Source organism: Streptomyces sp. NPDC023157, assembly GCF_055560575.1.
Window position 1 is genome coordinate 601,597 of record NZ_JBVHIL010000001.1, and the last position, 17,053, is coordinate 618,649.

General features: G+C 73.4%; 18 protein-coding genes. 13 read left to right on the top strand and 5 right to left on the bottom strand.

Annotated elements, in window-relative coordinates; translation table 11 throughout:
- The first annotated feature begins 87 nt into the window (after nt 1-87).
- Nucleotides 88-786, top strand: coding sequence for a response regulator transcription factor (locus ACZ3ZE_RS02830; RefSeq protein ID WP_361163590.1), 699 nt, complete (start codon nt 88-90; stop codon nt 784-786).
- Entirely contained in the window at nt 779-2,704 is a 1,926-nt protein-coding gene (locus ACZ3ZE_RS02835) for a sensor histidine kinase (protein ID WP_467257105.1), read from the top strand. The genes ACZ3ZE_RS02830 and ACZ3ZE_RS02835 overlap by 8 nt, the downstream gene beginning before the upstream one ends.
- On the opposite strand, the gene ACZ3ZE_RS02840 is transcribed toward ACZ3ZE_RS02835, so the two are convergent.
- The gene (locus ACZ3ZE_RS02840; RefSeq protein WP_442303868.1) at nt 2,688-3,857 is read right to left on the bottom strand and encodes a steroid 3-ketoacyl-CoA thiolase; all 1,170 of its coding nucleotides are present in this window, start codon (nt 3,855-3,857) and stop codon (nt 2,688-2,690) included. The genes ACZ3ZE_RS02835 and ACZ3ZE_RS02840 overlap by 17 nt on opposite strands.
- Nucleotides 3,858-4,083: 226 nt before the next feature.
- On the opposite strand from ACZ3ZE_RS02840, the gene ACZ3ZE_RS02845 reads away from it, so the two are divergent.
- The 5 genes from ACZ3ZE_RS02845 to ACZ3ZE_RS02865 all read left to right on the top strand — a co-directional run bounded on the left by ACZ3ZE_RS02845 (nt 4,084) and on the right by ACZ3ZE_RS02865 (nt 8,152).
- Nucleotides 4,084-5,328, top strand: coding sequence for a cytochrome P450 (locus ACZ3ZE_RS02845; protein ID WP_361163586.1), 1,245 nt, complete (start codon nt 4,084-4,086; stop codon nt 5,326-5,328).
- A 163-nt stretch (nt 5,329-5,491) separates the two neighbouring features.
- A complete protein-coding gene (locus tag ACZ3ZE_RS02850; RefSeq protein WP_467257107.1) occupies nt 5,492-6,562 on the top strand; it encodes a DUF2330 domain-containing protein in 1,071 nt (356 codons plus the stop codon).
- On the top strand, nt 6,559-7,233 hold the full coding sequence (locus ACZ3ZE_RS02855; protein WP_442303866.1) for an O-methyltransferase: 675 nt from the start codon (nt 6,559-6,561) through the stop codon (nt 7,231-7,233). Before ACZ3ZE_RS02850 ends, ACZ3ZE_RS02855 begins: the two co-directional genes overlap by 4 nt.
- A gap of 26 nt (nt 7,234-7,259) precedes the next feature.
- Entirely contained in the window at nt 7,260-7,592 is a 333-nt protein-coding gene (locus tag ACZ3ZE_RS02860; protein WP_361163580.1) for an antibiotic biosynthesis monooxygenase family protein, read from the top strand.
- A gap of 83 nt (nt 7,593-7,675) precedes the next feature.
- Nucleotides 7,676-8,152, top strand: a complete 477-nt coding sequence (locus ACZ3ZE_RS02865; RefSeq protein WP_442303865.1) for a GNAT family N-acetyltransferase — start codon at nt 7,676-7,678, stop codon at nt 8,150-8,152.
- 70 nt (nt 8,153-8,222) lie between these two features.
- Here the strand turns inward: ACZ3ZE_RS02865 and ACZ3ZE_RS02870 are convergent, their stop codons facing one another.
- Entirely contained in the window at nt 8,223-10,280 is a 2,058-nt protein-coding gene (locus tag ACZ3ZE_RS02870; protein ID WP_361163576.1) for an MDR family MFS transporter, read from the bottom strand.
- A gap of 174 nt (nt 10,281-10,454) precedes the next feature.
- On the opposite strand from ACZ3ZE_RS02870, the gene ACZ3ZE_RS02875 reads away from it, so the two are divergent.
- Together ACZ3ZE_RS02875 and ACZ3ZE_RS02880 are read left to right on the top strand one after the other, a co-directional pair.
- Entirely contained in the window at nt 10,455-11,522 is a 1,068-nt protein-coding gene (locus ACZ3ZE_RS02875; RefSeq protein ID WP_467257109.1) for a peptidoglycan-binding domain-containing protein, read from the top strand.
- Nucleotides 11,523-11,757: 235 nt separating this feature from the next.
- Entirely contained in the window at nt 11,758-12,423 is a 666-nt protein-coding gene (locus tag ACZ3ZE_RS02880) for an HAD-IA family hydrolase (RefSeq protein WP_361163572.1), read from the top strand.
- A 28-nt stretch (nt 12,424-12,451) separates the two neighbouring features.
- Here ACZ3ZE_RS02880 and ACZ3ZE_RS02885 read toward each other — a convergent pair whose 3' ends face one another.
- Nucleotides 12,452-13,192 carry an ABC transporter permease gene (locus ACZ3ZE_RS02885; protein ID WP_361163570.1) on the bottom strand — a complete coding sequence of 247 codons (741 nt, stop codon included), beginning with the start codon at nt 13,190-13,192 and terminating at the stop codon, nt 12,452-12,454.
- A gap of 199 nt (nt 13,193-13,391) precedes the next feature.
- Between ACZ3ZE_RS02885 and ACZ3ZE_RS02890 the strand changes: the two genes are divergently transcribed.
- The 3 genes from ACZ3ZE_RS02890 to ACZ3ZE_RS02900 all read left to right on the top strand — a co-directional run bounded on the left by ACZ3ZE_RS02890 (nt 13,392) and on the right by ACZ3ZE_RS02900 (nt 15,335).
- Nucleotides 13,392-14,042: an HNH endonuclease family protein gene (locus ACZ3ZE_RS02890; protein ID WP_361163568.1), complete on the top strand. Its 651-nt coding sequence runs from the start codon at nt 13,392-13,394 to the stop codon at nt 14,040-14,042.
- A gap of 111 nt (nt 14,043-14,153) precedes the next feature.
- Complete coding sequence (locus ACZ3ZE_RS02895) at nt 14,154-14,618, top strand: DoxX family protein (protein WP_361163566.1); 465 nt, start codon at nt 14,154-14,156, stop codon at nt 14,616-14,618.
- Between the two features lie 60 nt (nt 14,619-14,678).
- Nucleotides 14,679-15,335, top strand: coding sequence for a DedA family protein (locus ACZ3ZE_RS02900; protein ID WP_467257111.1), 657 nt, complete (start codon nt 14,679-14,681; stop codon nt 15,333-15,335).
- Here the strand turns inward: ACZ3ZE_RS02900 and ACZ3ZE_RS02905 are convergent.
- Together ACZ3ZE_RS02905 and ACZ3ZE_RS02910 are read right to left on the bottom strand one after the other, a co-directional pair.
- Nucleotides 15,295-15,612: a DUF2277 domain-containing protein gene (locus ACZ3ZE_RS02905; RefSeq protein WP_467257113.1), complete on the bottom strand. Its 318-nt coding sequence runs from the start codon at nt 15,610-15,612 to the stop codon at nt 15,295-15,297. The two genes, ACZ3ZE_RS02900 and ACZ3ZE_RS02905, sit on opposite strands and share 41 nt — an antisense overlap.
- Nucleotides 15,613-15,707: 95 nt before the next feature.
- Nucleotides 15,708-15,932, bottom strand: coding sequence for a hypothetical protein (locus tag ACZ3ZE_RS02910; RefSeq protein ID WP_361163560.1), 225 nt, complete (start codon nt 15,930-15,932; stop codon nt 15,708-15,710).
- A 226-nt stretch (nt 15,933-16,158) separates the two neighbouring features.
- On the opposite strand from ACZ3ZE_RS02910, the gene ACZ3ZE_RS02915 reads away from it, so the two are divergent.
- On the top strand, nt 16,159-16,923 hold the full coding sequence (locus tag ACZ3ZE_RS02915) for a GntR family transcriptional regulator (RefSeq protein ID WP_467257115.1): 765 nt from the start codon (nt 16,159-16,161) through the stop codon (nt 16,921-16,923).
- Nucleotides 16,924-17,053 lie beyond the last annotated feature (130 nt).

Here is a 17,053-nt window from a genome sequence, read left to right on the forward strand (position 1 = left end):
GCCGGATGTGAGGAACCTGTCAGGCCGCCGTTCGCCTCCGGTCAGGGAGCGAGGCAACGCCCCGGCGACTGTTTAGCCTCTTGCCTCGTGTGTGCGTATGTGATGGTCGCCGAGGACGACGAGAAGCAGGCCGAGCTGGCCCGCCGCTACCTGGAGCGGGAGGGCCACTCGGTCGTGGTCGTCAGGGACGGCCGGGAAGCCCTGGACCACGTCGGCCGGGCCGCCCCCGACCTGCTGGTCCTCGACGTGATGATGCCCCGGGTCGACGGCCTGGAGGTGGTCCGCGAGCTGCGGGCGGCCGGGCACGGGCTGGCGGTCCTGATGCTGACCGCCCGGTCGACCGAGGACGACCTGCTGCTCGGCCTGGACTCGGGGGCCGACGACTATCTGGCGAAGCCGTACAGCCCGCGCGAGCTGGTGGCCCGGGCCCGGACGCTGCTGCGGCGCGTGGAACGCACGGCCGCGCCCGGGGCGGTGCTGCGGGTGGGGGCCCTCGCCGTGGACCCGGTACGGCACGAGGTGACGCTCGCCGGAGCGCCCGTCGACTGCACGCCCGGCGAGTTCCGGCTGCTGGCGGCGCTGGCGGCGCAGCCCGAGCGGGTGTTCTCACGGGCCCAGCTCCTGGAGGAGCTGCACGGCTTCGACCGGTACATCTCGGCACGCACGGTGGACGTGCACATCATGAACCTGCGGAAGAAGATCGAACCGTCACCGCGCAGACCGGTACGGCTGCTCACGGTGTACGGGGTGGGGTACAAGCTGTCGGCGGGTGACGGGCGTGGGTAGGCGCCGGGAGCGCCGGGAGGGCGCGCGCCGGGACGACCGGGAGGGCCCGGAGAGCCGCCGCCGCGACCCGGCGGACCTCCGGGTCCCGCTGGAGGAGCCGCGGCGCGCCCCCCGGCTGCCCTTGCGCCGGTCCCTGCTCGGGCGGCTGCTCCTCGTGTCGTCCCTGGTCGCGGCCTGTTCGGTCGCGGCGACGGCGTGGATCGCGGTGCAGACGACCTCGGGTGCGATCGAGAAGGAGCAGGGGCGGCTGCTCGCCGACGACACCCGGGTCCTGGACACGCTCACCGGGTACGCGGCGACGCACCGGAGCTGGGAGGGCGTGGGCCCGCTCGTCGGCAGGCTGGCGGCCGAGACCGACCGGCGGATCGTGCTCACGACACCGACGGGGGCGCGGCTCGCCGACTCGGCGGGCCAGGGGGCGGCAGGCGGGAAGGCGGGCGAGCCGGCCGGGCTGCCGCAGCGGGCCTCCGCCGTGGTGGACCCGCTCGCAGCCGACACCGACGACCGGATCGACCCCCGTGCCGTCGGCCCCTACGCGCTGGCGTCCGGTGACCGGGAGGCGCTGCGCACGGCCGCGAAGCGGCGGGTGGCCTGCCTGGCCGACCGTGGCGTGGACGCGAGGTACGAGGTCACCGCCTCCGGCCGGCCGGTGGTGACGGTGCTGGCGGCGCCCGAGGGCCGCGACCCGGACGCCTGCCCGAACCCGCTCCTCGACGAGCCGACCGCCTCCGAGGCGAAGGCGCTCGCGGCCCTGGACGCCCGGGTGACCGAGTGCCTGGGCCCGCGGGGGGTCTCGGGCATCCGGGTCGGCCCCGACTTCTCGTGGCGGTACACCGCCCCGGCTCCCACCCGCAGGGGCGACACCACGGTCTCCCGCTGTGTCGCCGAGTCGCGGGCGCGGCAGCTGCGCCCGTACACGGCGCCGCCCGCCCGCCTGTTCCTGGTCTCGGCGGACTCGCCGGAGGGCGCGGGCGGCTTCGTGCTCTCCTCCGCGTCGACCGCGCGGATCGCGGGGGCGGCGGCTCTGGTGCTCGCCCTGACGGTCGGTGCGAGCGTGCTGGCCGCCGCCCCGCTCGTACGGCCGCTGCGGGCGCTGACCGTGGCGGCCCAGCGGATGCGGGATGGGGACGACACGGCGAGGGTGCCGGTGCGCGGGGACGACGAGGTGGGGCGGCTCGCACGGGCGTTCAACGCGATGTCGGCGCAGCGGGCGCGCCTGGAGGACCAGCGGCGGGCGATGGTCGGGGACGTGGCGCACGAGCTGCGGACGCCGCTGTCGAACATCCGGGGCTGGCTGGAGGCGGCGCAGGACGGGGTGGCCGAGCCGGACGCGCGGTTCCTGGCCTCGCTGCACGAGGAGGCGATGCTGCTCACGCACGTGGTGGGCGATCTCCAGGACCTGGCGGCGGCGGACGCGGGCGAACTGCGGCTGCATCCGGAGCCGTTGGAGGTGGGCGAGCTGCTGGCGCAGGTGGCGGGGGCGCACCGGGCGGCGGCGGAGGCGGCGGGGGTGCGGATCACGGCGGACCCGCCGGGCGGCGCGTGGCTCACCGGCGATCCGGTGCGGCTGCGGCAGGTGGTGGGCAATCTGGTGTCGAACGCGGTGCGGCACACCCCGGCGGGCGGCGCGGTGACCCTGACGTACGGGCCGGCGGACGGCGGGGGGACGCTGGTCGAGGTGGCGGACACGGGGTCCGGGATCGCGCCGGAGGATCTGCCGCGGGTCTTCGACCGTTTCTGGCGGGCGGACAGGTCGCGTTCGCGGCGGACCGGCGGGAGCGGGCTGGGGCTCGCGATCGTACGGAAGCTGGTGGAGGCGCACGGCGGTACGGTGGCGGCGCGCAGCGCGCCGGGCCGCGGCACGGTCTTCACCGTGCGCCTTCCCGAGAACGCAGTGGCGACTACAGCCGCTGGATGATCGTCCCGGTGGCGAGCGCGCCGCCCGCGCACATGGTGATCAGCGCGAACTCCTTGTCGGTGCGCTCCAGTTCGTGCAGGGCGGTGGTGATGAGCCGGGCGCCGGTGGCGCCGACGGGGTGGCCGAGGGCGATGGCGCCGCCGTTGACGTTGACCTTCTCCAGGTCCTGGTCGAAGACCTGCGCCCAGCTGAGCACGACGGAGGCGAAGGCCTCGTTGATCTCGACGAGGTCGATGTCCTTGAGGGACATCCCGGCCTTGCCGAGCACCGCGCGGGTCGCGTCGATGGGCCCGTCGAGGTGGTAGTGCGGGTCGGCGCCGACGAGGGCCTGGGCGACGATCCGGGCGCGCGGGCGCAGTTTGAGGGCGCGGGCCATGCGCTTGGAGGCCCACATGATCGCGGAGGCGCCGTCGGAGATCTGGGAGGAGTTGCCGGCGGTGTGGATGGCGGTCGGCATGACGGGCTTGAGCCGGCCGAGGCCCTCCATGCTGGTGTCGCGCAGGCCCTCGTCGCGGTCGACGAGCCGCCACATGCCGTGGCCCGCGGCCTGCTCCTCCTCGGTGGTGGGGACCTGGACGGCGAAGGTCTCGCGCTTGAACCGTTCCTCGGACCAGGCGACGGCGGCCCGTTCCTGGGAGAGCAGGCCGAGGGAGTCGACGCGTTCGCGGGTGAGGCCGCGGCGGCGGGCGATGCGTTCGGCGGCCTCGAACTGGTTGGGGAGGTCGACGTTCCACTCGTCCGGCCAGGGCTTGCCGGGGCCGTGCTTGGAGCCGGAGCCGAGCGGGACGCGGGACATGGCCTCGACGCCGCAGCTGATGCCGATGTCGATGACGCCGGCCGCGACCATGTTGGCGACCATGTGGCTGGCCTGCTGCGAGGAGCCGCACTGGCAGTCGACGGTGGTGGCGGCGGTCTCGTACGGGAGGCCCATGGTGAGCCAGGCGGTGCGGGCGGGGTTCATGGACTGTTCGCCGGCGTGGGTGACCGTGCCGCCGACGATCTGCTCGACGCAGTCGGCGTGGATGCCGGTGCGGCCGAGGAGTTCGCGGTAGGTCTCGCCGAGGAGATAGGCGGGGTGCAGGTTGGCGAGCGCGCCTCCGCGCTTGCCGATGGGGGTGCGTACGGCTTCGACGATGACGGGTTCCGCGGCCATGAGCTCGTCCTCTCCTCGCCCGCCCGGGGTGTCCCGGCACCCCGGTGCGGACTCACATCCGGAACTGGTACGCGTTCTAGTTCTGAGTGCAGTCTTATGACTGCTACCGCGGGTACGCAAGGGTCCGGAACGCAACAGTTCCCGCACCATGCCTTGCCTCTTGTAGAACTCGTTACTACCTTTCCCGGCAACTTCTGATGGGTCGTCAGACAAGGACGTGTTGCCGATGCCCTGCCCTCACCTCTCCGAAGGGTTCGACGCCACCGACCCCGATCTGCTCCAGGACCGGATACCCCATCCGGAGTTCGCCAGGCTGCGGCAGACCGCGCCCGTCTGGTGGTGCGCCCAGACCCCCGGCATCACCGGCTTCGCCGACGACGGGTACTGGGCCGTGACCCGGCACGCCGACGTCAAGTACGTCTCCACCCACCCCGAGCTGTTCTCCTCCAACGAGAACACCGCCGTCATCCGCTTCAACGAGCACATCTCCCGGGACCAGATCGAGGTCCAGAAGCTGATCATGCTCAACATGGACCCGCCCGAGCACACCCGGGTCCGCCAGATCGTCCAGCGCGGCTTCACCCCGCGCGCCATCCGCAGCCTGGAGACCGCGCTGCGCGACCGGGCCCGCGCCATCGTCGAGGAGGCGAAGGCCGCCGCCGACCGGGACGGCACCTTCGACTTCGTCACCAAGGTCGCCGTCGAGCTGCCGCTCCAGGCCATCGCCGAACTCATCGGCGTACCGCAGGAGGACCGGGCCCGGATCTTCGACTGGTCGAACAAGATGGTCGCGTACGACGACCCCGAGTACGCCATCACCGAGGAGATCGGCGCCGAGGCCGCGATGGAGCTCATCGGCTACTCGATGAACCTCGCCGCCACCCGCAAGGAGTGCCCCGCCCGGGACATCGTGAGCCAACTCGTCGCCGCCGAGGGACAGGGCAACCTCTCCTCCGACGAGTTCGGCTTCTTCGTGCTGCTCCTCGCCGTCGCCGGCAACGAGACCACCCGCAACGCCATCAGCCACGGCATGCACGCCTTCCTCACCCACCCCGACCAGTGGGAGCTGTACAAGCGCGAGCGGCCCGCGACCGCCGCCGAGGAGATCGTGCGCTGGGCGACCCCCGTCGTCTCCTTCCAGCGGACCGCCACCCAGGACACCGAGCTCGGCGGGCAGCAGATCCGCAAGGGCGACCGGGTCGGCCTCTTCTACTCCTCCGCCAACAACGACCCCGAGGTCTTCGAGAACCCCGAGGGCTTCGACATCACCCGCGACCCCAACCCGCACCTCGGATTCGGCGGCGGCGGACCGCACTTCTGCCTCGGCAAGTCCCTCGCCATCAAGGAGATCGAGCTGATCTTCGAAGCGCTCGCCGACGAACTGCCCGACCTGACCCTCGCCGGCGACCCGCGCCGGCTGCGGGCGGCGTGGCTGAACGGCATCAAGGAGCTCCAGGTCCGGGTGGCCTGAGAGCCCGGGGAGGCGGGGCCCCACCCCCACGCCCACGGCCCCGCCTCCCCACGGAACCGGGCGATCCACAGAACCGCCTCCCCCACGGAACCGGGTGCTCCACCCGTACGTCCGAACAGGCATGCGGGGGACACACCGGAACCGGTTCACCAGACTGCTCACCATGCTCGTCGCGCTGCTCGCGCTCCAGGCCGGCTCGCTCGTCGCGCCGGCGTACGCCTGCGGCTGCGGCGCCATGATCCCGGGCAGCGGCGCCCGGATCGGCGTCGACCGCGAGACCTCGGCCGTGCACTGGGACGAGCGGACGCGCACCGAACGCATCGTCATGCGCTTCACCGTGCGCGGCGACGCCGAGAAGGCCGCCTGGGTCATGCCCGTGCCGCACCGCGCCGACGTCCGGCTGGGCGACCCCGCCCTCTTCGACGCCCTGGACCGGCTCACCGCACCCGCGTACGAGGACCGCGACTACTTCTGGCCGCGATCCGGCGACTGGCCCTTCTCCTCCGGCGACGGCGGCAGCGTCGGAGCGGCGCCGCCCACCGCCACGGCGCCCGGCGTCGGCGTCGTCGGCCGCGAACGGCTCGGCCCCTTCGACGTGGCCCGGCTGACCGCCACCGACCCGGACGCGCTCGGCGACTGGCTGCGCCGCAACGGCTTCGAACTCTCCGACCGGCTCGCCGGCGAACTGCGCCCGTACGTCGAGCGGAAGTGGGAGTACGTCGCCGTCCGCCTCGCCCCCGAACAGGCCGGCGAACCCCTGCGCGGCGCCCTCGACCCGCTGCGGATCACCTTCGCCAACGACACGCCCGTCTACCCGATGCGCCTGTCCCGGCTGGCGAAGACCCCGCAGGCGCTCGACCTGTACGTGCTCTCCGGCCACCGCATGGAGCCGCAGGGCCGCATCGGCGGCGACCGGCCCGCCGTCACCTTCGCCGGGACGCTCGACGCGCCCGACGGCGCCGTCGCCGAACTCACCGGCCGCGGCCCCGTCTTCCTCACCGCGGTCGAGCAGTACTTCCCCGTCCCCGCCCGGATCGACGGCGACCACACCCTCGTACGGAGCGCCGCGGACACCCCGTACCGCACGGTCTACTACACCGACCGGCTGCTCACCGTCGGCGGCGTCCCGGCCTGGCTGCTCACCGTCCTCGGCGCGGCCCTCCTGACGGCGGCGGGCGCGCTCGTGGCGGTGCGGACGCGACGCGCGAGGGGCGGTGTACGTTCGGCCGCATGAGCAACGACCAGGATCAATGGACCGCCGTCGACCACTACTTCACCGACCTGCTCGCCCCGGCCGACGACGCGCTCGCCGCCGCGCTCGCCGACTCCACGGCCGCCGGCCTGCCGGAGATCGCCGTCGCCCCCAACCAGGGCAAACTGCTGAACCTCCTCGTCCGCGCCCAGGGCGCGAAGAAGATCCTGGAGATCGGCACCCTCGGCGGCTACAGCACCATCTGGCTGGCCCGCGCGCTGCCCGCCGACGGCAGGCTGATCAGCCTGGAGTACTCCCCCGTCCACGCGGACGTGGCCCGCGCCAACATCGCCCGCGCGGGCCTGGACAAGATCGTCGAGGTCCGCACCGGCGCGGCCCTGGACAGCCTGCCGGCCCTGGCCGAGGAGGACGCGGGCCCCTTCGACTTCACGTTCATCGACGCCGACAAGGCCAACAACCCGCACTACGTCTCCTGGGCCCTGCGGCTCTCCCGGCCCGGCTCGCTGATCGTCGTCGACAACGTGGTGCGCGGCGGGAAGGTCGCCACCGCCCACCCGGACGACCCGGCGATCACCGGCACCCGCGCGATGTTCGACCTGGTCTCCCGTGAACCCCGGCTCGACGCCACCGCCTTCCAGACGGTCGGCACCAAGGGGCACGACGGGCTGCTGATCGCCCGCGTGGTGGGCTGACCGGAACCGGTCCTATCCTGCCCTTCATGAGCATCGTGAAGATCAACGTACTGACCGTCCCGGCCGAGCAGCGCGAGGTCCTGGAGCAGCGCTTCGCGTCGCGCGCCTCGGCCGTCGAGGGCTCGGACGGCTTCGAGTGGTTCGAGCTGCTGCGCCCGGTGGAGGGGACGGACTCCTACCTCGTCTACACCCGCTGGCGCAGCGAGGAGGACTTCCAGAACTGGATGAACGGCTCCATGAAGGCCGCCCACCAGGGCACGGCCGGCGGCGAGGGCGGGGCCGAGCGGCCGAAGCCCGCGGCGACCGGCTCCACCCTGTGGTCCTTCGAGGTCGTGCAGACGGCGTCCCCCAAGAACTGACCTCCGGGAGCCGACCCCGCAGAGGCGCCGTCTCCCGATAACCCGGCTGCGCCCCAGGCCGTGCGCGCCGCACAATGGCGCGCATGACCTGGATCTTCACCCCCGAGCACGTCGGCACCCCGGACGCCACCGCCCTGCGCCGCGCCTACTACGGCGATGTCGCGGGACGGTACTGGAAGCGCCCGGCGACCGAGGCGGAGGTCGACGACGGGCTGGCCGGTGACGGGGTCGAGCTGCTCACCCCGCCGACCGGCCAGTTCCTGGTGGGCCGCTACGACGGCGCCCCGGCCGCCTGCGGCGGGGTGCTCCTGCTCGACGCCGAACGGGCCGAGCTGACCCGGGTGTTCCTTCGGCACGCCTTCCGCGGCAAGGGCGGCGCGGGCACGCTGATACGCGGCCTGGAGGACGCGGCACGCGGCCTCGGCGCCCGCCGGATGGTCCTCAACACGCGGCTCGACCTGGTGGAGGCGCGGGCCCTGTACACACGGCACGGGTACGCGGAGATCCCCGCGTACTGCTCGGGGCCGTACATGGACATCTGGTACGGCAAGGAGCTCTGACCGCGCGCTTCCCGCCGGGGCGGGTGGGGCGGCCGCCCGGGGGTCGCGGCGCCCGCCTCGCCCCGCCCTTTCAGGGAGCGTGGTGGTCGCCCGGCGGCTCCGGTGAGCGGGGGCGTTCCCCGTCCGAGCCGCTGAGTTCGGCGGTCAGCTCCTCGACGAGCTGCACCAGGTCGGTCGGGCGGTCCGGCCCCCACCAGTCGCCCAGCAGATCGGACAGCGAGTCCTCGCGCGCCTTGGCGAGCCGTACGGCCGTCTGCGCCCCGTCCTCGGTCAGCACGAGCTGCACCCCCTCCCGGGCCACCAGCCGCCGCTCCTCCAGCTGCCGGGAGGCCTCGGTGATCGCCCGCAGCGGTACGGGGGTGGTGTCGGCGAGCAGGGAGGGCTCCACCGTGCCGTGGCGGCGCACCCGCAGCAGCAGCCAGCTGGAGGCCGGCAGCAGGTCGAGCCCGGCGCGTGCGGTGATCTTCTCGTACACCCGCTTGCGCCCCTCGCGGGAGCCGAGCACCGACAGCGCGCGGGCGCACTCGTCGTACGAGGAGCGCTCGACGGGGTTGGAGGCGAGGGTCTGGCTGGTGTCGGGCGCGGTGACCGAGGCGCGCAGCGGGTCCTCCTTGAGGAAGCAGGCGACGACGAACCCGACCAGGACGACCGGCGCCGCGTACAGGAACACGTCGGTGATGGACGTGGCGTACGCGTGCAGCACCGAGGGGCGCAGCTCGGGCGGGAGGGCGGCGATGGCCCGGGGGTCGGCGGCGATCTGCGAGGCTCCGGTGCCGGGCGGCAGCTGCTGCCCGGCGAGGGCGCCCTCCAGTTTGTCGGTGAGGCGGTTGGTGAAGACGGTGCCGAAGATGGCGACGCCGAAGGAGGCGCCGATGGAGCGGAAGAAGGTGGCTCCGGAGGTGGCGACGCCGAGGTCCTGGTAGGAGACGGCGTTCTGCACGACGAGCACCAGGACCTGCATGACGAGGCCGAGCCCGGCGCCGAAGACGAAGAAGTAGACGCTCATCTGCCAGGTGGAGCTGGTCTCCGTCAGCCGGTGGAGGAGGAGCAGGCCGAGGCAGGTGACGGCGGTGCCGGCGAGCGGGAACACCTTCCAGCGACCGGTGCGGGAGACGATCTGGCCGGAGGCCGTCGAGGTGATCAGCATGCCGAGGACCATGGGCAGCATGTGGACGCCGGACATGGTGGGGCTGACGCCCCGCACGACCTGGAGGAAGGTCGGCAGGTAGGTCATCGCGCCGAACATCGCGAAGCCGACGATGAAGCTGATGACGGAGACCAGGCTGAAGGTCCTGATCCGGAACAGCTTGAGCGGCAGCACCGGTTCGGCGGCCCGCCGCTCCACGTACACGAACCACACGAGCAGGACCACACCGAGGACGGCGAGCCCGATGATCTGCGGCGAGCCCCAGGCCCAGGTGGTGCCGCCGAGCGAGGCCACCAGGACCAGGCAGGTGGCGACCGAGGCGATGAGGAAGGTGCCGAGGTAGTCGATGGTGTGCCGGGTGCCGCCGACCGGGATGTGCAGCACGGCGGCGATGACGAAGAGGGCGACGATGCCGATGGGCAGGTTGATGTAGAACACCCAGCGCCAGGACAGGTGTTCGGTGAACAGCCCGCCCAACAGCGGCCCGAGCACGCTGGTGGCGCCGAAGACGGCACCGAACAGGCCCTGGTAGCGCCCGCGTTCGCGGGGCGAGACGAGGTCGCCGACGATCGCCATCGACAGCACCATGAGCCCGCCGCCGCCGAGGCCCTGGACGGCGCGGAAGGCGATGAGCTGCGGCATGTTCTGGGCGATGCCGCAGAGCGCCGAGCCGATCAGGAAGAGGACGATGGCGCTCTGGAAGAGCTTCTTGCGCCCGTACTGGTCCCCCAGCTTGCCCCACAGGGGCGTGGCGGCGGTCGACGCCAGCATGTAGGCGGTGACCACCCAGGAGAGGTGCTCCATGCCGCCGAGTTCGCTCACGATCGTCGGCAGCGCGGTGGAGACGATGGTCTGGTCGAGTGCGGCGAGCAGCATGCCGAGCAGCAGCGCGCCGATCGCGATCATGACGGTGCGGTGGCTCTGGCCCTCCCCGGGCACGGGACCGTCGCCGGCGCGCGGCGCGCGCACTTCCTGGGCCATGGGCAACTCCTCCGGCCGGGCCGCTGGGGGTTCGTCCCCCTCCGTACGCCTCCATCCTGGTTGCTTTGCCCTGGTATGGCCTGCGGAAGAGCGGCGAAAGGGCACAGCTGTTCACCCCGCCGGGGCGGGCTGGCTGCATAATCGCTCGCAGTTGAACCGGGGAGGGAACCAACGATGTCCGGACACGCCTGTCCTGAATGCGGTGTACACAGACCGGGCTGCGCCTGCGCCCGGGCGGAGGCGCAGGCCGCGGAGGTGGCGGCGGCGGAGGACTTCGACCCGCTGCGCATCCGGCCGTACGTGACGCTGGAGTCACCGGGGGACGAGACGACGGTGCTGCGGCCCGTGCCGCCGGGACCGCCGGGACCGCCCGCGCCGCCGGGGCCGCTGGCGGGGCCGTTGCCGGCGGAGGTTCCGACGCCGCCGCATCCGGCCGGCGATCCGTCCGAGACGATGCCGTTGCTCCTCCCGGGGGTGGCGGGGCGGGGGGCCTCGCACGAGCCGGGGCAGGGGCAGGGGCAGGGGCAGGCGTACGGGCAGGGGCAGGGGCACGCGTACGGGACGGGGCAGGCGTACGGGGCCGGGCAGGCCGACGGCGGTGTCCCGGAGGCCTCGCACACCCTCGCGTACGCCCCCGAGGGGCGCCGGCGCTCCGGGCGGGGCCGGGCCGTGGTCATCGCGGGCGTGGTCGCGGCCGCCGTCGTGGGCACGGCGGTCATGGCGACCGCGATGATCGGCGGGAACGACACGGACGACCGGGCAGCCGTCCCCGAGGTCACCACCAGCGCGTCCGAGAACGTCGCCGTCTCCGAGGCGCCGAGCACCGCGCCGACCCCGACGGAGACCGCCTCCCCCTCCGCCCGGACCACCTCGGCGACCCCCACCGCGACCGCCTCCCCCACGGCGGCCCGGGCCTCGGCGTCCGCCACCAGGACGGCACCGGCCGCGCCCCCCACGAAGACCGCCTCGGCACCGTCGAGCGCGCCCTCCGTGGCCCCGAGCGCCACGGAGACCCCGGAGAGGCCGACCCTGAGCCTGGGCTCCAGCGGGGACGAGGTGGCGGAGCTCCAGCGGCGCCTGAAGGAGCTGTGGCTGTACACCGGACCCGAGGACGGCAGGTTCACCAGGAAGGTCGAGCGGGCGGTCGAGGTCTACCAGTCGTACAAGTACCTCGACGACGACCCGGAGGGCGTCTACGGGCCGAGCACGCGCCGCGCCCTGGAGGCGGAGACGACGGGCTGAGGGGCGGACCGAGGGGCAGGCCGAGGGGGCGGCCCGAGGGGCGGTCACGGGGTCCCGTGATGCGGACGGATTGGCGCGGAGGGCGCTCCGTTTTGTATCGTGGAGAAACAAAGTGGCCCCGCCCGCACTCCCTGACCGGTGGGCGGGACCGCTCTGTACCTTTTCCCCACCTCCCCCCACCCCTCCCACTCCTCTTCCTCATCTCGTCTCCGACCACCCCTCCTGGAGATCCCTGATGACTGCCACCACCCCGGCGTCGTTCACCGCACGTGCCCTCCTGCTCGACATGGACGGCACGCTCGTCAATTCCGACGCCGTCGTGGAGCGCTGCTGGCGACGCTGGGCGGTGCGCCACGGTCTCGACCCGGTGGAGGCCCTGAAGGTGGTGCACGGCCGCCAGGGGTACGCCACGATGGCGGTCCTGCTGCCGGAGCGGCCGATGGAGGAGAACCTCGCCGACAACCGCGTCATGCTCGCCGAGGAGACCGCCGACCTCGACGGGGTCGTGCCGGTGCCGGGCGCACCCGCGTTCATGGCCGCCCTCGCGACGCTGCCGCACGCCCTGGTGACCTCCGCCGACGAGGCGCTGGCCCAGGCGCGGATGGGCGCGGCCGGGCTGCCGATGCCGGCGACCCGGGTGACCGCCGAGGGCGTGAGCGCCAGCAAGCCGGACCCGGAGGGCTTCCTGAAGGGCGCGGCGGAGCTGGGCTTCGCCCCCGAGGAGTGTGTCGTGTTCGAGGACTCCGAGGCGGGCATCCAGGCGGGCCGCGCGGCCGGCATGCGCGTGGTGGGCGTCGGCCCCCGTGCCGCCGCCTTCGCCCCGGACGCGCACGTCGAGGACCTGACGCGGCTGCGCGTCGAGCCGGGCGCCGAGGGCACGATCACGCTGACGTTCGCGTAAGGACCACCTGGGGGGGCGGGGGGCGCCCTTAGGCCCGGACCAGCCGTCCCCGCGCCACCAGCTCCAGCGTCACCGCGACCGCGACGGCCTGGACCAGGAGCAGGGCGACCAGGACGAAGAGCTGCACCGCGCCCGCGCGCAGCGGTGACGCGCCGCCCAGGAGCATGCCGACGAAGGCGCCCGGAAGGGTGACGAGCCCGACCGTGCGGGTCTGGTCCATGCCGGGCAGCAGCGCGTCGGAGGCCGCCTCGCGGGCCACCTCCAGGCGGGCCTCCCGTTCCGGGAGGCCGATCGCGAGTCCCGCCTCGACCTCCCCCCACCTCCCCCGGATCTCGTCGAGGGCGCGGCGCCCGCCGAGGACGGTGGCGGTGAGCGCGCCGCCGATGAGGATCCCGGTCACCGGGATGAGCGTGATGCCGCGCGGCGGTACGAGACCGGTGAGGACCAGGGCCGCGACGACCGGGACCACGCCCGCCGCGATCGGGACGGCGGCCCACCGCCAGGCCCGGCCGGGCGCGGGGACGATCCGCCGGCCCGCGGTCCGTACCGCCACCGCGTACATCAGCAGCAGGAAGCAGATCAGCAGCGGCACCGAGCGGACGACCCACCCGATCACCAGGGAGACGGCCACGAGCTGCACGGCCGCGCGGGCTCCGGCGACGAGCGTGTCGCGGGCGCGGCCGAGCCGGGCCAGTGCGACGACCCCGGCGGCGAGGGCGAGCAGAACGGCGAGAACCGCCCCGAAGGTCACATTCACGTCCACGAGCACGCGCCAACCCTAGGACCCCGCAAGGGAACTCCCGGCACGTCACACCCCTTGATGTGACGTGCTCATGTCGCCACCCTGTTACCTGGCGCACCCCCCACGGAAACCCGGCGCCGTCACGATGACCGGGCCGTCCGGCGCCCCTCCGCACCCGCACGGGGGCCGGCCACGGTCAAGGTCCCCCCACATCAAGGGAGTTCGCATGTCCGTCGCCAGCGTCTACGCGCGTCGAATAGGCGTCGCCGCCGCCTCCGCCGCCCTCGCCGCCACCGGCCTGCTCGCCACCGCCCCGGCCGCCCAGGCCGCCCCGCCCACCCCGGTCAGCGCCGCCACGGCCCGCACCTACCTGGCCGCCCTGACCGTCTCGACGACCGGCTCCACCACCGGCTACAGCCGGGACCTCTTCCCGCACTGGATCACCCAGTCCGGCACCTGCAACACGCGCGAGACGGTCCTCAAGCGGGACGGCGTGAACGTCGTCACGGACTCCGCCTGCGCCGCGACCAGCGGCAGCTGGTACTCGGAGTACGACGGCGCCACCTGGACCGCGGCCTCCGACCTCGACATCGACCACGTCGTCCCGCTCGCCGAGGCCTGGCGCTCGGGCGCCAACTCCTGGACGACCAGTCAGCGCCAGTCCTTCGCCAACGACCTGACGCGCCCCCAGCTGATCGCGGTCACGGACAACGTCAACCAGGCCAAGGGCGACAAGGACCCGGCCCTGTGGATGCCCTCGCGCACCGCGTACCGCTGCACGTACGCCCGCATGTGGGTGCACGTGAAGTACTACTGGAACCTCAGCGTCGACCCGGCGGAGAAGAGCGCGCTCCAGTCGACCCTCGACGGCTGCTGATCCCCGCGTCTCCGACCAGGCCGTCTCACACAGTGGAATGTTGAAGTTGCAAGCACTAGTGAGGGGTGCCTAACCTAAGGGCTCGGCGAACCGAAGGAGCCCTCCCCCCACATGAACACGCTTGCCAACCGCCTGAATCAGGCCCAGCCCTACGCCCTCGGCCTGTTCCGCATCGTCATCGGTCTGCTGTTCGCCTGCCACGGCGCCGCCTCGCTCTTCGGAGTACTCGGCGGCGCCAACGGCGGCGGCACGGTGGAGACCGGCGCCTGGCCCGCCTGGTACGCGGCCGTCATCCAACTCGTCGCCGGCGCCCTGGTCCTGCTGGGCGTGGGGACGCGCGGCGCCGCGTTCATAGCCTCCGGCTCGATGGCGTACGCGTACTTCGACGTCCACCAGCCCGAGGGCCTGTTCCCGCTGCAGAACGGCGGCGACGGCGCGGCCCTGTTCTGCTGGGCCTTCCTGCTGCTCGTCTTCACCGGGCCGGGCGCGCTGGCGCTCGACCGCCTCTTCGGCGCACGCGGCGCGACCGCCGCGCCGCGCACGTCGGACGAGAAGCGCCCGACGGTCGCCGCGTAGGCGCCGCTTTCCGGCCCCGGTCGGTTCGGCCGGGGCCGCCCCCACGTAGGCTCTGGCGCTGTGAACGTGCTCGACGGCACGGGGTGGTCACTGCAGGCGCTGACCTCGGGCCCGTGGATCTACGCGGCGGTGACGACGTCGATCCTGCTCGACGTCCTGCTCCCCGTGCTCCCGAGCGGCATCCTGGTGGTCACGGCCGCCACCGCGTCCTCCGCCGCCTCCATGGCCGCCGGCCCGGGCGCGGCGACGGACGGCGCGTACGCCCCCGCCCTGCTCCCCCTCTTGCTCTGCGCGGCCGGCGCCTCGATGCTCGGCGACCTCCTCGCGTACCACCTGGCCAGGAGCGGCGGGACCCGGCTGGCCCGCGCCGTCGCCCGCTCGCGCCGCCTGGCCGCGGCGCAGGAACGTCTCGGCGAGACGCTCGCGCGCGGCGGCGGCCTCCTCGTCGTCCTGGCACGCTTCGCCCCCGCCGGGCGCTCGATGGTCTCCCTCGGCGCCGGCGCGACGGGCCGCCGCCTGCGGGACTTCCTGCCCTGGTCGGCCCTGGCGGCCGCCGCCTGGGCCACGTACAGCGTCGGACTCGGCTGGCTGAGCGGCCGCTGGCTGGGCGCGACCTGGCTCGGCGCCTGCGTCCCGGTCCTCGCCCTGTTCCTGGCGGGCGGGGTGGCGGCCTACGTCATACGGCGTCCGGCTGCGGCTCCCGCGACCGCGGGCTGACGGGGGCGACGGGGCTGACGGGGCTGACGGGGCCCCCGGGATGGGCCGAGTGGGCCGGATGCGGGTGGCTTCCCCGTATCTCCAGGCCCGAGAGGAGACGCGCGGTCGCCTCCGCGATCTCGTCCACGGCCCGGTCGAACACCTCGCGGTTGTGCGCGGCGGGCGCCCGGAAGCCGGAGACCTTGCGGACGTACTGCAAGGCGGCGGCGCGGATGTCGTCCTCGGTGGCCTCTTCGGGGAGGGCCGGCGGTCGGAGGGTCTTGATGCTGCGGCACATGCCTCCAGTGTGACGCGCCCCACTGACAATGCCAGCGGCGTCCGCCGCGCGGGCCGCGTACGACGTGCCGGCCCCTGTAGCGCGTGCCGGCGGCGTCAGCCGCCGAGGCTCCGTCTGCTGCGCGCGTTGATCTCGGCGGCGCGGGCGCGCAGCTCCCGCAGGGGCGTGGCGAGCTGCACGTCGGCGGGCTCGGCCTTCCATGCGCAGCCGCCGTTGACAGGCCGGATGAGGAACTGGCCGGAGACGCTGTCGACGTAGAAGCCGACCCGCCCGGTGGCGGTATCACGGACGAGGTCACCGACCTCGGGCACGGGCTGCACGCTTTCCCTCCGTCCCCTTACGCAGAGATCTGACAGCGATCTGACAGCGATCCGGCAGAGATCAGATAGATACACCCAGAGAAGCCCTGAGACCCCCCTGTGTCAACGCATCTCTAGAGATGTCCCCCGAAGGATGGATCGGCGGCGCGGGACGGCGCACAGGTGTACACCACCCCGCGGAACCGGGCCGTAGGGTGTCCCGCAGACGGAAGGGAGTGGTCCACCCATGACTGACCAGGACAGCGGTCGTCGGCCCAAGTACCAGCGCATCGCCGACGAGTTGAGAACCGCGATCCAGTCGGGTGACTTCGCGCCGGGCGACCGCCTCCCCGGCGAGAACGATCTGATGTCCACCTACGACGTGGCCCGGATGACCGCCCGCCAGGCCCTGTCCGTCCTGCGCAACGAGGGCCTGGCGGAGGCCCGCAAGGGCGCCGGGGTCTTCGTCCGCACGTTCCGCCCGCTGCGCCGCCGCGGCATCCCCCGGCTGTCCCACGCGCACTGGGGCGCGGGGCGTTCGGTCTGGTCGGCGGACATCGAGGACCGGTCCCTCCTCGTGGACGAGATCGAGGTCCGGGCCGCCGCGCCGGCGGGGGCGCGGGTGGCCAGGGTGCTCGGCCTGGCCTCGCCCGACGCGGCGGTCTGCGTGCGCAGCCGGCGCTTCGTGCTGGACGACAAGCCTGTGCTGTTCTCCGTCTCGTACCTCCCGGCGGCCCTCGCCGAGGGCACGGCGATCACGGAACCGGACACCGGCCCTGGCGGCACCTACGCCCGCCTGACCGAACTCGGCCACCGGCCGACGCGCTTCCGCGAGGAGATCCGCTGCCGGATGCCGACGGCCGAGGAATCGGCGCGCCTGGCGCTGGAGTTCGGCACGCCGGTGATCCTGATCAGCCGGACGGCCCTCACGGAAAAGGGAGTTCCGGTCGAGCTCAACGAGATGACGCTGGACTCGGCGTCGTACGTCCTGGAGTACGACTTCGACGCGTGAGGACAGGGGGCGGGCGCCGAGGATCCACTTCCAGCCGCCTGCCGCTCATTTCCGGAACGTGGTGCGGAAGTTGTGAAGAGCGTGCGTATTCTGTGTCCGCGCCGGGCGCCCGTCGGGGCGGGCCCGGCCC

What these genes read in the sequence shown, in the direction of transcription:
- ACZ3ZE_RS02840 (WP_442303868.1), bottom strand. Translation starts at nt 3,857, where the DNA reads ATGGCCGCGGAACCCGTCATCGTCGAAGCCGTACGCACCCCCATCGGC.
- ACZ3ZE_RS02845 (WP_361163586.1), top strand. Translation starts at nt 4,084, where the DNA reads ATGCCCTGCCCTCACCTCTCCGAAGGGTTCGACGCCACCGACCCCGAT.
- ACZ3ZE_RS02850 (WP_467257107.1), top strand. Translation starts at nt 5,492, where the DNA reads ATGCTCGTCGCGCTGCTCGCGCTCCAGGCCGGCTCGCTCGTCGCGCCG.
- ACZ3ZE_RS02855 (WP_442303866.1), top strand. Translation starts at nt 6,559, where the DNA reads ATGAGCAACGACCAGGATCAATGGACCGCCGTCGACCACTACTTCACC.
- ACZ3ZE_RS02860 (WP_361163580.1), top strand. Translation starts at nt 7,260, where the DNA reads ATGAGCATCGTGAAGATCAACGTACTGACCGTCCCGGCCGAGCAGCGC.
- ACZ3ZE_RS02865 (WP_442303865.1), top strand. Translation starts at nt 7,676, where the DNA reads ATGACCTGGATCTTCACCCCCGAGCACGTCGGCACCCCGGACGCCACC.
- ACZ3ZE_RS02870 (WP_361163576.1), bottom strand. Translation starts at nt 10,280, where the DNA reads ATGGCCCAGGAAGTGCGCGCGCCGCGCGCCGGCGACGGTCCCGTGCCC.
- ACZ3ZE_RS02875 (WP_467257109.1), top strand. Translation starts at nt 10,455, where the DNA reads ATGTCCGGACACGCCTGTCCTGAATGCGGTGTACACAGACCGGGCTGC.
- ACZ3ZE_RS02880 (WP_361163572.1), top strand. Translation starts at nt 11,758, where the DNA reads ATGACTGCCACCACCCCGGCGTCGTTCACCGCACGTGCCCTCCTGCTC.
- ACZ3ZE_RS02890 (WP_361163568.1), top strand. Translation starts at nt 13,392, where the DNA reads ATGTCCGTCGCCAGCGTCTACGCGCGTCGAATAGGCGTCGCCGCCGCC.
- ACZ3ZE_RS02895 (WP_361163566.1), top strand. Translation starts at nt 14,154, where the DNA reads ATGAACACGCTTGCCAACCGCCTGAATCAGGCCCAGCCCTACGCCCTC.
- ACZ3ZE_RS02905 (WP_467257113.1), bottom strand. Translation starts at nt 15,612, where the DNA reads ATGTGCCGCAGCATCAAGACCCTCCGACCGCCGGCCCTCCCCGAAGAG.
- ACZ3ZE_RS02915 (WP_467257115.1), top strand. Translation starts at nt 16,159, where the DNA reads ATGACTGACCAGGACAGCGGTCGTCGGCCCAAGTACCAGCGCATCGCC.